Genomic DNA, 13077 nt, shown 5'->3' with positions numbered 1-13077 from the left:
CCAACAGCTCTATTCGGCGGCCAGAGCCAGTCGCGGCCTGTCGTCGTTTTGTGCCAGCTCCGCCTCGGCCGCCTGCTCCGCATCTTCGGCCTTCTTGCGCTCCCTGCCGAAGAACAAGGCATAGCCTGCCGGAAGGACGAGGATGGTGAGCACCGTGGCGACGAGGATGCCGCCCATCATGGCATAGGCGAGGGGACCCCAGAAGACGCCGCGCGAGATCGGGATCAACGCCAGGACCGCCGTCAGCGCCGTCAACATGATCGGCCGGAAGCGGCGGACCGCCGAGCCGATGATGGCCTCGGAGCGTTCCATGCCGGCCGCGATATCCTGGTCGATCTGGTCGACCAGAATGATCGAGTTGCGCATGATGATGCCGAGCAGCGCGATCACGCCGAGGATGGCGACGAAACCGAAAGGCGCGCCACTGATCAAAAGTGCCGCCGCTGCACCGATGATGCCGAGCGGACCGGTCGCCAGCACCAGCATCGCCTTGCCGAAATGCTGCAGCTGGATCATCAGCAGCACGACGATGACGGCCAGCATGATTGGAGCTTTCGCTGCAATCGAGGCCTGGCTTTCGGCCGAATCCTCGGCGCCGCCCTGGATCTCGATGTTGTAGCCGGGTGCCAGGCCGTCGCGCAGGCCCTGCATCTCGCTGTACATCTTCATGACGACATCGTTCGACTGCACGCCATCCGGCAACGTGGCACGCACGCTGATGGTTGGCAGGCGGTCGCGCCGCCACTCGACGCCTTGCTCCAGCACCGGGACGACCTTGGCGACCTGCGACAAAGGCACGAAGCCACCGAAATCCGTCGGGACAGAGACGGAGTCGACCGCCGACAGCAGGTGACGGCTTGCTTCCGGTTCGCGGGCGACGATCGAAACGGTCTCCTCGCCGTCGCGGAAATCATCGAGCGGCGCGCCCGACATGGTCGCCTGCAGTATCTGGCGGATGCGCTGCGAGGTGACGCCGAGCGCACGGGCGCGATCCTGATCGATCACCAGTTTCATCTCGGGCACCGGCTCCAGCCAGTCGTCGTGGACGGCGCCGAGCAGCGGATTTGCCTGGAACTTTGCCTTCACCTCGTCGGCGATGCGGCGCACCTCCTGGCGATCCGGACCCATGACGCGCATCTGCACCGGCCAGCCCGTGGGCGGCCCGAGGAACAGGCGGTCGACCTTGGCGCGGACCGACGGGAAATCCTCGGCCAGAATGGTGCGCAGCTTGACGATGAGCCGCTCGCGGGCCGGTTCGTCATTGGCCATCACCAGAAGCTGGGCGAAGTTCGGATTGCGAAGCTGCTGGTCGAGCGGCAGGAAGAAGCGCGGCGCGCCCTCGCCGATATAGGTGGCGATGAAGCGCTTGTCCTTGTCGCCCATCATCCTGGTTTCGAGCGCCTTCGCCTGCGTCTCGACTTCCTTGATGCTGGTGCCCTCCGGCAGCCAGAGGTCGACAAGAATTTCCGGACGCGACGACTGCGGGAAAAAATTCTGCGGGATGAACTGGAACGCCCACAGGCTGGTGGCGAAGGTCACCAGCGTCACGACCAGCACGATGATGCGATGGCGCACCGACCAGCCGACGGTGGCGCGGAGCCGGCGATAGAAGCGCGTGTCGAAGACATCGTGATGCTTGCCGGCGTGTTTTCGCTGCTTGAGGATCATGTGACCGAGCCACGGCGTGAAATAGACCGCCACGAACCAGGACACGACCAGCGCGATGCCGACGACGTAGAACAGCGTGCGCACATACTCGCCGGCCGTCGAGGCCGCGAAGCCGACCGGGATAAAGCCGGCGGTGGTGATCAGGGTACCGCTCAGCATCGGGAAGGCCGTCGAGGTATAGGCGAAGCTCGCCGCCTCGATCTTGACCAGTCCTTCCTCGAGCTTGCGCTCCATCATTTCGACGACGATCATCGCGTCGTCGACGAGCAGGCCGAGCGCGATGATCAGCGCGCCGAGCGAAATTCGCTGCAGATCGATGCCGATCTCGTACATGATGGCGAAGGTGGCGGCCAGTACAAGCGGAATGGTGATAGCGATCACCAGACCCGAACGCCAGCCGATCGTCAGGAATGAGACGACAAGCACGATCAGCAGCGCCTCGCCAAGCGCCTTCATGAACTCGCTTACCGCTTCCCGGACGACTTCCGGCTGGTCGGCGATCTGATCGACCGAAACGCCGTAAGGCAACGCCTCTTCGAAGCGGTGATAGGTCGCCTCGACGTCCTTGCCGACATCGGTGACGTTGAAGCCTTTGGCCATGACGACGCCGACCTGGACACTGTCGTGGCCGTTGAAGCGGTATTTGCGTTGATAGGGGTCTTCGAGACCCGTGGTCACGGTGGCGATGTCGCCGAGCCGCGTCACCTGGTTGCCGGCGCGCAGGCGAAGTTCGCGGATGTCGGCCGCCTCCGTCACGTTGCCTTCGACCGAGATGCGCACCGAACGCTGGCCGGTATCGACCGAGCCTGCCGGATCGACATTGTTCTGGCCCTTGATCGCGTTCTGCAGATCGGTGAGCGTCAGGCCACGCTCGGCAAGCACCTTGGACGAAACGTTGATATAGAGTTTTTCCGGCTGGTCGCCGATGATCACGGCCTTCTCGACGCCGGGCGTCGTCAGCAGCATGTCACGCGCCTGGATGGCTAGTTTCTTCAGCTCGGGATAGCTGTAGCCGTCGCCGCTGATCGAATGCAGGGTGATGAAAGTGTCGCCGAACTCATCGTTGAAGTAGGGCCCAAGCAGCCCCTGAGGCAGCTCATTGGCGATATCGCCGACCTTCTTGCGTACCTGGTAAAAGGCATCCGCGACCTGCGTGGGATTGGTGTCGCCTTCCACTTGCAAGGTGATGATGGCGCTGCCGGCGCGCGTGTAGGAACGGACGAAATCGAGATGCGGCGTTTCCTGCAGCTTGCGCTCGATCTTGTTGACGACCTGGTCCTCCATCTCCTGGATCGAGGCCCCCGGCCACACCGCCTGGACGACCATGACGCGGAAGGTGAAGTCCGGGTCTTCCTTCTGGCCCATTTGCATCAGGCCGAGCGCACCGGCAACAATGATCAGGCCGAACAGGAACCGCGCAATGCTCGGATGCCCGATTGCCCAGCGCGAAAGATTGAAGGGCCGCTTTTCATTGGTGTCGGTGGTCATAGCGCCAGTCCATTTGTCTGATCGTCAGCGCACGCACATGGCATGCCACGAACTTCTAATGCTGGCTTCCGGGCGGCGAGGCTTTCCGAGCGGAGAGACACTCATCGCTGTGGGGACGCGAGGATCGATGTGGGGGGTTACATCGACCTGCCGTCTCGACAATCGGGCACCTGCCGCCCGGAAACCATGAACCGCTTGACCTCGCGGCTTGCGCCGATGCGAGGAAAAGCCGTTTTATTCTAGCCGTCAGCGCACGCGCTTGGCGGCGTCGCCATTGTCGTCCGCCGATGCGGACTGCTGCACCGCTTCGCCGGTCAGCTTGACCTTCAGATTTTCGGTCATGAATTGCGTGCCCGCCGCAACGACGACGTCGCCGGGGTTCAATCCTTCGGCAACATGCACGCCGTCGGCGGTGAATTCGGCGACCTTGATCGGACGCGCATGGACGGTCTCGCCGTTGCGGTCCACGGTCCAGACGATCTGCTGGCCTTCCCTTTGCGCCAGCGCGCTCAACGGGATCGATACGCTCTGCGGGCTGTTGTTGGCAGCCGAAGCCTCGATATTCGCGGTCATGCCGAGAAGCACGCGCGGATCGTTGGGCAGGCTGACGCGGACGGCAAAGGTACGCGACTGCTGATCGGCGCTGCCGGCGACTTCACGGACCTTGCCGTCGAGCATCAGCGCATCGTCGGACCAGAAGCTTGCCTTGACGTCCTTGCCCGGCTTGAACTGGGCGATATCCATTTCCGGAACGGCGATCAGCACTTCCTTTTCGCCATCGACGGCAACGGTCACAACCGGCGTGCCGGGGCCGACCACCTGACCGACATCGGCGGTGACTGCCGTGACGATGCCGTTCCTGTCCGCCTTGAGGTCGGTGTAGAGGACCTGGTTCTTCGCCTGGTCAAGCGATGAGCGGGCGGAATTTCGGGTGGCGACCGCCTGATCATAGCTGAGCGTCGCCTGTTCGAGCTGTGATTTCGACGCAAAGTTCTTGGCAAACAACTGTTCGGCGCGACGGCGGGCAAGGCCTGTCGTCTCGACCTGCCGCTCGGCTGCCTCGAGGCTGGCCTCGGCGCTGTTGACCGAAAGGTCGTAGTCGGCGGGATCGATGCGGGCAAGAACATCGCCCGGCTTCACGCGCTGGCCGATGTCGACCAGGCGCTCGGTGATCTTGCCGTTGATGCGGAACCCGAGGTTCATTTCGGTGCGGGCGCGCACCGATCCGGAGTAGGAAAGCTCACGGGTGTCGTTCGCCTTGGCGATCTCGACGACCTTGACCGGCCGGACGATGTCCTTGACTTCCACTTTTTCTTGCGAGCAACCGGCGAGCCCAAGCGCCGCAACGACGACCAGAGCCGGACCAATGGACGGCAGCCTGTTCATGATGGATTTGGACAAAGGCACTTGCGTACTCCCGAACTGAAGATGGATTGTCGACATCGCCGCCCGACGGGCGGAAACGGTCATTTCTTCAAAGCCCTGATGGCAAACTCGATAAGCTCGTCCGGCATCGCCCGATTCTTCTTGGCAAGGCACTGGGCGACCATTTGCGGGTGACAGAGGGTGATGATAGCGGCGCCGAAACACCGTGAAGCGACTTCCGGGTCCTGGTCGGCAAACTCGCCGGTTGCGATTCCCTCGCGGATCACCTCCTCCACCAAGCCGCGGATCCTGTCGATATGCCTCTCGATAACATGCCAATCGCGTTCGATGGCCACGACCACCATTTCGTGCACCTTCTCCTGGTCGAGCATGGTGTCGCGGGTCCACTGATAATGCGTTTGCACGTAGCGGCGAAGCCTTTCGCTGGCCGTTCCGGGACTGTGGCAGGCGTCGTAGGTCAGTTGGTAGCAGGTAGCGAGCATACGGCCGCAAACGGCCTGGTGAATCTCAACCTTGGAGGCGAAGAAACGGTAGATGTTGGCCGTCGACATTCCGAGTTCACGCGCTATGTCGGCGACATTGGTCTTGCCGTAGCCGTAGTGGCGGAACAGCCGCTCTGCGCAATCGAGGATGCGCGCTACATTCTCCTGCCGGACCAGGTCAGCCGTCGTGTCGAGGGTGTCATGCATCATGTTTCATTGCTCATTACGAGTGACGAATTTTGAATTTCGTCACTCGTAATTCGAAATGGCCCGCCTGTCAACAGGCGATGTTACCTGTGTTGGGCGACAGGTGACATCTGCTGCCACAACCTAGGCGTGAACAGCGTTAACGAAGCCTGCTGCGTGCGCAGGCACCCCGCCGGTCCTCAAGACTCAATCCGGCACTCTGCGGCTCGGGTGATCGGCGCCTTATTTTATTCGAGACGTGCTCCGCAGCGCAGCAATGCGTTGTCATCCAAGCTGTGGAGATATGGCAAGCTGTGAAGGAGATATGGAATGACCGTGCTGCGCATCGTCGCGAATATCGCAACAGACAGCATTCCGGATGTTCGGAAGTTCTATACCGACTTGTTCGGGCTCGATGCCGTCATGGATCACGGGTGGCTCGTCACGCTGGCGTCCAGCGAAACCACCGTCCCCCAGATCAGCATCGCCAGCGAGGGCGGCTCAGGCACCCCGGTGCCGGATCTGTCGATCGAGGTCGACAATGTCGACGCGGTTTATCTTCGCGCGAACGAGATCGGTTGCAGAGTGGTCTATGATTTGACCGACGAACCGTGGGGGGTAAGACGCTTCTTCATTGCCGACCCGACCGGCAAGCTGCTCAACGTGCTCTCGCATCTTCGCTAGTCGCTGCACGCCGTAGCGGCTGGTGAAGCGAAACCCTGCCCGGATTTGTGCTCCGGCATGCGGCGGCCGAGATCATTGGTGACGCCGATGTAGATCGTGCCGCGCTGTCCGGCTCGCAGTCATGGTGGCATAGCCGGTCATGGTGGAAGGCTAGCTGGCGCTGTTGCGGATACAAGCGCCGTTCTGGGCCGTTGCATTCTTCGGCTGATGCAACGGCATGGATCCCAGGGTCTGCGCCGCGTCGCTTCGCTCCTTGCTCCGCCCTGGAATGACGAAGGCGCGGTGGCCTGTGGCCAATCGCCAGCGTCAGAGATAGCGGCTGGAAGCCGGCCGACAGCGACCGTCCGCAGTCGCTTTCAGGCCCAGTCGAAGAACCAAATCCTCTTGTGAAGAGGAGCTTAGTCGAAGGGTGCAAATCCGGTGGCGCGCAGGCAGCGAACCAGTGCCCGTCCCACAAGTTCGCAGGGTGGAGCCCCGCCATTTGGCGCGGGCTATGCGGATGACGTGGTTCGGCCACTCGCCTTCGACTTGGATCCGCTTAGGTAACGGTCCTGATCCACCTATCCCTTATCCATCTCCCTCAGCCGGAACTTCTGGATCTTGCCGGTTGAGGTCTTCGGGATTTCGGCGAAGATCACCGCTTTCGGCAGTTTGAAGCGGGCGAGCAGCGCGCGGCAGTGATCGATGATCTCGGCCTCGGTGGCCGTCCTGCCCGGCTTCAGCTCGACATAGGCGACCGGCACCTCGCCCCATTTGTCATCGGGCCTGGCGACGACGCCGCAGGAGGCGACGGCGCCGTGCTTGTAGAGCGCCTCCTCGACCTCGATCGAGGAGATGTTCTCGCCGCCGGAAATGATGATGTCCTTGGAGCGGTCCTTGAGCTGGATGTAGCCGTCGGGGTGCATGACGCCGAGGTCGCCCGAGTGGAACCAGCCGCCGGCGAAGGCCTCGTCGCTCGCCTTGCGGTTCTTCAGATAGCCCTTCATGACGATGTTGCCGCGGAACATGACCTCGCCGATCGTCTCGCCGTCGGCCGGCGTCTCCTCCATCGTCTTGGGGTCCATCACTGTCAGATCTTCAAGCGCGGCATAGCGCACGCCTTGCCTGGCCTTCCTGGCCGCCCTGAGGCCCTTCTCGAGCCCATCCCACTCGCCATGCCATTCGTTGACGACGGCCGGGCCATAGGTCTCGGTCAGGCCGTAGAGGTGGGTGACGGCAAAACCCGCGTCGGCCATGCCCGACAGCACGGCTTCCGGCGGCGGTGCCGCGGCGGTGCTGAAGGTGACCGTCTGCGGAAATTGCCGCTTGTCCTCGTCCTTGGCGTTGATCAGCACTGACATCACTACCGGCGCGCCGCACAGATGGGTGACGCCGTGGTCGGCGATGGCGTCGTAGATCGGCTTCGGCCGCACCCAGCGCAGGCAGACATGGGTGCCGGCCTGCACGGCCAGCGTCCATGGAAAGCACCAGCCATTACAGTGGAACATCGGCAGCGTCCACAGATAGACCGCGTGCTTGCCCATCCCGGCATGGATGGTGTTGGCGTAGGCCATCAGCGCCGCACCGCGATGATGGTAGACGACGCCCTTCGGATTGCCTGTTGTGCCGGAGGTGTAGTTGAGCGAGATCGCGTCCCATTCGTCGTCGGGCATCGACCAGGCGAAAACCTCGTCGCCGCCGGCGACGAAGTCCTCGTAGTCGAGCGTGCCGATCCGCTCGCCCTTGGGATAAGGGGCGTCAGTGGCGTATTCGGGATCGTCATAGTCGATGACCAGCGGTTTTACCTTAGCCAGCGCCAGCGCCTCGCTGACGACATTTGCGAATTCGCGATCGACGATCAGCACCTTGGTTTCGGCATGGTCGAGCTGGAAGGCGATGACCGCGGCATCGAGACGGGTGTTGAGCGAATGCAGCACCGCCTTGGTCATCGGCACGCCGAAATGCGCTTCCAGCATCGGCGGGGTGTTGGACAGCATGACGGTGACGGTGTCGCCCTTGCCGATGCCGCGCCTGGAGAGCGCCGAAGCAAGCTGCAGCGACCGCCGCCAGAAATCGCGATAGGTCGTGCGCTGGCGGCCATGGATGATCGCGACATGGTCGGGATAGGTCTTTGCCGCCCGCTCGAGATAGCTGAGCGGCGTCAGCGGCTGGTGGTTGGCTGGATTCCTGTCGAGATCCTGTTCGTAGGGATTGCCCATCCCGTCCTCCGCTAGCGCATGCCCCCCAAAATCGGAATCGATTGTTGGGACATGCGCAAGATCTAAAGTGTTACAGCGTCCTTTGCGCGTCCGAAAGGACGCGCGGCGCTGTAATGTCTGATCGACAACTTCTAACCACAGGCTTCCGGCCCGTCACCACCAACGATGCCACGATAGGGCTCGTTTGGCGCAATGATGATCTAGATAAAGTAAGCGAAAGGGCATCGTTTACCCTCGCTCGGTTTGACTTTTGTCGACAGCCGTGAATAATGTCAGCGAGGAGATGGCATGGCGATCCGACCGGCAGAACAGCTTATCCACAAGGCCGCCTGGCTCTACTATGCCCATGGCCTGCGCCAGGACCAGGTAGCCCGCCAGCTCAAGATTTCCCGAGCCTCGGTCGCCATGTATCTGCGCAAGGCGCGCGAGACCGGCATCGTCAACATCTCGACCTCGACTCAGCTTTTCACCGACGACGTCATGGCGCGCAAACTCGAAGACGCATTGAAGCTCGATGCCGTCTGGATCGTGCCGGAAAACGGCCATGTCGCCGATCCGTCGACCGACATCGCGGTGCTGGCGGCCAGCGTCTTTCTCGAACTGATCAAGAAGGGCGATCGCATCGGCGTCGCCTGGGGAAGGACCATCTATACGATCGCCGACATCATGTCCTATGCCGATCTGCAGGATGTCACGGTGGTGCAGCTCTGCGGAAATCTCGGAGCCCCCTATTCCTACCGACCCGACCAATGCACCATGGAAATCGCCCGCCGGCTCAATGCTAAGGGACTCAATTTCTATGCGCCGCTGGTGCTGACGACAGAGGAACTGGCGCGCGGCCTGCGCGCCGAGCCGGTGATCCGCGAGCAGTTGTCGGGCATCAGTGCATGCAATCTGGCGCTTTACTCGGTCGGCACCGTCGACGCCGACAGCCATGTCGTCAAGTGCGGCGCGCTGACTGCCAGCGAAATGGAGGCGCTGCGTCGTGCCGGGGCTGCCGGCGTCATTGCCGGTCAGATCATCGACGCGCAAGGCAAGGCGCTCGACTGCAGCTACAACAGGCGGATCATTTCCGCGGAGCTGTCATCGCTGCGCAAGATTGAAAAGCGTCTCGTGGTGGTGCAGGAGGACAGCAAGTTCGGGCCGCTGGTGGCGGCGATCGCGGGTGGGCTATGCACGCATCTGGTGGTCGGCGCCCGGATGGCGCGACGGCTTCTCGATCACGCCGGACCGGCAGCAGAAAAGGTCGCCTAGAGAACACAAGCCGCCGCGGAGGCATTGTCATCAAGGCGTCGCGGCATTCCTGTTCACAAACGAAGAGAAATCGGACGAAGCGAACATGAAGAACCTGTGGAATGACGGCGACGCAGAAAAGCTGGTTGCCGACTATGCAATGAAGGGTGTTGCCCGCGACCTGGCGCTGCGCGTCTACACGACCAGGCTTCTGGGCGGCGAACCGCGGCTTGTCCTGCATGGTGGCGGCAACACATCGTGCAAGACAAAGGCCACCGACCTCGTCGGCGACGAATGGGACGTGCTCTGCGTCAAGGGCAGCGGCTGGGACATGGGCGTCATCGAGCCGCAGGGCCTGCCGGCGGTCAAGCTCGGCGCGCTGCTCAAGGCGCGGTCGCTCAAAAAGCTTTCCGACGAAGACATGGTGGCGCTGCAGCGGGTGAACCTGATCGATCCGTCTTCGCCCAACCCTTCGGTCGAGACGCTGCTGCACGCCTTCCTGCCGCATAAATTCGTCGACCATACGCACTCGACCGCCATCCTGGCCATCGTCGACCAGGACGACAGCGAGGCGCTGAGCAAGAAGGTGTTCGGCAACAGGATGGGGTTCGTGCCCTACATCATGCCGGGCTTCGACCTGGCGAAGGCGGCTGCCGATGTCTTCGACGCCGACCCGACGGTCGAAGGCCTGATCCTCGACAAGCATGGCATTTTCACCTTCGGCGACGATGCCAAGCAGGCCTACGACCGGATGATCCATTATGTGAACGTCGCCGAGGATTTCATCGCCAGCCACGGCAAGCCACGCACCGAGAAAGCCGCCTTGCCGGCCAGGCTGGCGAAGCCTGCGGAGATTGCGCCGATGCTGCGCGGCGCAGTGGCGGTGGCGCGCGGCGAAGGCCGCTTCGACCGCATGATCAGCGATTTCCGCACCTCGGACGCGATCGTTGATTTCATCAATTCGGCAAAAATTGCCGACTATGCCGGGCGTGGCGTGTCGACACCCGACCTGTCGATCCGCATCAAGACCGGGCCGATGGCGCTGCCGGCGCCCGACGCGGACAAGATCGGCGACTACAAATCCGTCATTCGCCAGCATGTCGAAAAATTCGCCAAGGACTATCGCGCCTACTTCGAAACCAACGACGCGCTCGATGATGTGACGCGCACGATGCTAGACCAGATGCCGCGCCTGACGCTGGTGCCGGGGCTCGGCATGTTCGGTCATGGCCGCACGCTGAAGGATGCGAAGATCGCCTCCGACGTCGGTGAAATGTGGATCGAAGCGGTGCGCGGCGCCGAAGCAATCGGCGATTTCCATCCACTGTCCAAGGCCGACCTGTTCCCGCTTGAATACTGGTCGCTGGAACAGGCCAAGCTCGCCTCCAACAAGCCGAAGCCGCTGACCGGCCAGGTTGTGCTGGTCACCGGCGGCGCTGGTGCGATCGGTGCCGCCACGGCAAAACTGTTCGCCGACAACGGCGCTCATGCGGTCGTCGTCGATCTCGACGCGGCAAGGGCGGCGGAAGCGGCAAAAAAGGCCGGCAACGGTTCGATCGGAATCGGCGCCGACATCACCGATCCGGCGCAGATGCGCGCTGCCTTCGACAAGGCCGTCGCCGTCTACGGTGGCCTCGACATCCTCGTGTCGAATGCCGGTGCGGCCTGGGAAGGCAGGATCGGCGAACTCGACGACGCCACTTTGCGCAAGAGCTTCGAACTCAATTTCTTCGCCCACCAGTCGGCGGCGCAGAATGCGGTGCGCATCATGCTCGAACAGGGCACCGGCGGCGTGCTTCTGTTCAACACCTCGAAGCAGGCAATCAATCCGGGTCCGAAGTTCGGCGCCTATGGCATGCCAAAGGCGGCGACGCTTTTCCTGTCCAGGCAATATGCTGTCGACTACGGCGCCCATGGCATCCGCTCCAATGCCGTCAACGCCGACCGCATCCGTTCGGGGCTGTTGACCGACGCCATGATCGCCAGCCGTTCGAGCGCGCGCGGCGTGTCGGAAAAGGAATATATGGCGGGCAATCTGCTTGGCCAGGAAGTTACAGCCGAAGACGTGGCCCAGGCCTTCCTGCATCAGGCGCTGGCAGAGCGCACCACCGCGAATGTGACGACAGTGGATGGCGGCAACATCGCGGCGGCGTTGAGGTAGTGCATGTCGCTCAAAACGCCGCACATTTTCGGGCGGTACGAATTGAACCGAACGGCTTGCGAATTTGGCGCTGGCGCCTGTTCGCTCCGGGCAATTCCGCCCTGACGTGAAACATGCGGAAAAAGGTGGCAAAGATCTTGGCAAGCTGCGCGAGTTGTTAGGCCTACTGCTCGCCGGGGGTGAACTGCCCCGATCTGTTCAACGACCAAGACAGGCAGTGCTATCGGCACGTCGGCTGTGAAACAACCGAGCCGCTTGCAACAAACTTGTTGCAAGCGGCTAGAGATCCCCGACACAGTGATTTTGACGCTAGGATTGGCTGATATATCCATCCCTTCGTCATCCCAGGGTCTGCGCCGCGTCGCTTCGCTCCTTGCTCCGCCCTGGGATGACGAAGACATGGTGGCTTGGCTAATCACCAGCGTCAGAGATGATGGCTGCAGGCCGGCCGGCAGCCATCATCAGTCAAAGAACCAAATCCCCTGTGTAGAGGAAACTAGATCCAGGTGTTGAGGGCGCTGTCCGCTCTATCGAATTACTTGGCGTTCGGGTTCGGCATCCAGGCCGGCATCGCGACATCGGCATGGGCGAACTGCGGCAGCTTGGCCGAGAGGTCTTCCATGTTCTTGATGTCCTTGTCGATCAGGTCCTTCTGGGTGATCAGCGTCGGCGGCACGATGACGTTGCGGCCGGGGTCTTCGCCGGCCAAAAGCTGCGCCAGCGCGCGCACCGAAACCTGGCCGACGACGGCCGGGTTGGTGGCAGCCGTCGCCGCCCAGGCGCTGTCGGGCTCGCGCATCGCGGCGATGTCGGATGTCGAGATGTCGGCCGAATAGATCTTGATGTCCTGGGACAGACCGGCCTCGTCGACGGCGATCTTCACCCCCTTGGCGAATTCATCATAGGGCGCGAACATCACCTTGATGTCGGGGTTGGCCGACAACACCGAACGGGCCTGGTTGGCGACGGAATTGGCGATCGGATTGTCGAGCGTGCCGAACATCGCCGCCTCTTTGATGCCCGGATATTTCTTCTTGAACTCGACCCAGGTCTCGTTGCGGCGGTCGAGCGGCGCGATGCCGGCGACATAGACGTAGCCGGCCTTCCAGCTCTCGCCATTGTCCTTGATCGCCTGCTCGAGCGCGAGGCGTGCAAGGTCGCGGTCGGACTGTTCGATCTGCGGTATCTTGGGGTTTTCGACATTGACGTCGAAGGCGACGACCTTGATGCCGGCGTCGACCGCGCGCTGGGCCGCTTCCTTCATCGATTCCGTCAAGCCGTGCTGGATGATGATGCCCTGGACGCCGAGCGCAATGGCCTGGTCGACCATGTCCGCCTGGAGGGCGGCATCCTGGCGGCTGTCGAGGACGCGCAGATCGACGCCAAGCGCCTTGGCCTGCGCTTCGACACCGGACAGATAGGCCTGGAAGAAGTCACCGGTCGAGAGATAGCGGACCAGCGCGATCTTGACGGCGCCGGGCTTGTCGAACGGCGCCGGCCTGTCTTGCGCCATTGCCGGTAGCTGCATCAGCAGCGCGGCACCGGCAGGCCCGAGTGCTGCCTTCGCCAAAAGTCTTCTTGTGATCTTCAT

General features: G+C 62.4%; 8 protein-coding genes. 3 read left to right on the top strand and 5 right to left on the bottom strand.

The genetic code is table 11. The features are described 5' to 3' along the window. Nucleotides 1–9: 9 nt before the first annotated feature. From NMG70_RS15535 to NMG70_RS15525, 3 genes are all read right to left on the bottom strand, one after another. Nucleotides 10–3156: an efflux RND transporter permease subunit gene (locus NMG70_RS15535; protein WP_254025348.1), complete on the bottom strand. Its 3147-nt coding sequence runs from the start codon at nt 3154–3156 to the stop codon at nt 10–12. 246 nt (nt 3157–3402) lie between these two features. Continuing rightward, on the bottom strand, nt 3403–4542 hold the full coding sequence (locus NMG70_RS15530) for an efflux RND transporter periplasmic adaptor subunit (RefSeq protein ID WP_436798395.1): 1140 nt from the start codon (nt 4540–4542) through the stop codon (nt 3403–3405). An 80-nt stretch (nt 4543–4622) separates the two neighbouring features. Further along, nucleotides 4623–5231 (bottom strand): TetR/AcrR family transcriptional regulator, encoded by a 609-nt coding sequence (locus NMG70_RS15525; RefSeq protein WP_254025422.1) that lies wholly within the window; start codon nt 5229–5231, stop codon nt 4623–4625. A 309-nt stretch (nt 5232–5540) separates the two neighbouring features. On the opposite strand from NMG70_RS15525, the gene NMG70_RS15520 reads away from it, so the two are divergent. Further along, the gene (locus NMG70_RS15520; RefSeq protein ID WP_254025346.1) at nt 5541–5894 is read left to right on the top strand and encodes a VOC family protein; all 354 of its coding nucleotides are present in this window, start codon (nt 5541–5543) and stop codon (nt 5892–5894) included. A gap of 560 nt (nt 5895–6454) precedes the next feature. Here the strand turns inward: NMG70_RS15520 and NMG70_RS15515 are convergent. Next, a complete protein-coding gene (locus NMG70_RS15515) occupies nt 6455–8092 on the bottom strand; it encodes an acyl-CoA synthetase (protein WP_254025345.1) in 1638 nt (545 codons plus the stop codon). A gap of 288 nt (nt 8093–8380) precedes the next feature. Between NMG70_RS15515 and NMG70_RS15510 the strand changes: the two genes are divergently transcribed. Then, complete coding sequence (locus tag NMG70_RS15510) at nt 8381–9346, top strand: sugar-binding transcriptional regulator (RefSeq protein ID WP_254025344.1); 966 nt, start codon at nt 8381–8383, stop codon at nt 9344–9346. Between the two features lie 85 nt (nt 9347–9431). Next, nucleotides 9432–11486 (top strand): bifunctional aldolase/short-chain dehydrogenase, encoded by a 2055-nt coding sequence (locus NMG70_RS15505; RefSeq protein ID WP_254025343.1) that lies wholly within the window; start codon nt 9432–9434, stop codon nt 11484–11486. 535 nt (nt 11487–12021) lie between these two features. On the opposite strand, the gene NMG70_RS15500 is transcribed toward NMG70_RS15505, so the two are convergent. Next, entirely contained in the window at nt 12022–13077 is a 1056-nt protein-coding gene (locus tag NMG70_RS15500; protein WP_254025342.1) for a substrate-binding domain-containing protein, read from the bottom strand.

This window comes from Mesorhizobium ventifaucium (assembly GCF_935822925.1).
In the GTDB taxonomy this organism is placed as follows: Bacteria; Pseudomonadota; Alphaproteobacteria; order Rhizobiales; family Rhizobiaceae; genus Mesorhizobium; species Mesorhizobium ventifaucium.
Note: the sequence above shows the minus strand (reverse complement) of the source record. Positions and strands in the feature narration are given on the sequence as shown.

Excerpts from the sequence above, each read along its gene's own strand:
- NMG70_RS15535 (WP_254025348.1), bottom strand. The coding sequence starts at position 3,156 with ATGACCACCGACACCAATGAAAAGCGGCCCTTCAATCTTTCGCGCTGG.
- NMG70_RS15500 (WP_254025342.1), bottom strand. The coding sequence starts at position 13,077 with ATGAAGATCACAAGAAGACTTTTGGCGAAGGCAGCACTCGGGCCTGCC.
- NMG70_RS15510 (WP_254025344.1), top strand. The coding sequence starts at position 8,381 with ATGGCGATCCGACCGGCAGAACAGCTTATCCACAAGGCCGCCTGGCTC.
- NMG70_RS15515 (WP_254025345.1), bottom strand. The coding sequence starts at position 8,092 with ATGGGCAATCCCTACGAACAGGATCTCGACAGGAATCCAGCCAACCAC.
- NMG70_RS15520 (WP_254025346.1), top strand. The coding sequence starts at position 5,541 with ATGACCGTGCTGCGCATCGTCGCGAATATCGCAACAGACAGCATTCCG.
- NMG70_RS15530 (WP_436798395.1), bottom strand. The coding sequence starts at position 4,542 with ATGAACAGGCTGCCGTCCATTGGTCCGGCTCTGGTCGTCGTTGCGGCG.
- NMG70_RS15505 (WP_254025343.1), top strand. The coding sequence starts at position 9,432 with ATGAAGAACCTGTGGAATGACGGCGACGCAGAAAAGCTGGTTGCCGAC.
- NMG70_RS15525 (WP_254025422.1), bottom strand. The coding sequence starts at position 5,231 with ATGCATGACACCCTCGACACGACGGCTGACCTGGTCCGGCAGGAGAAT.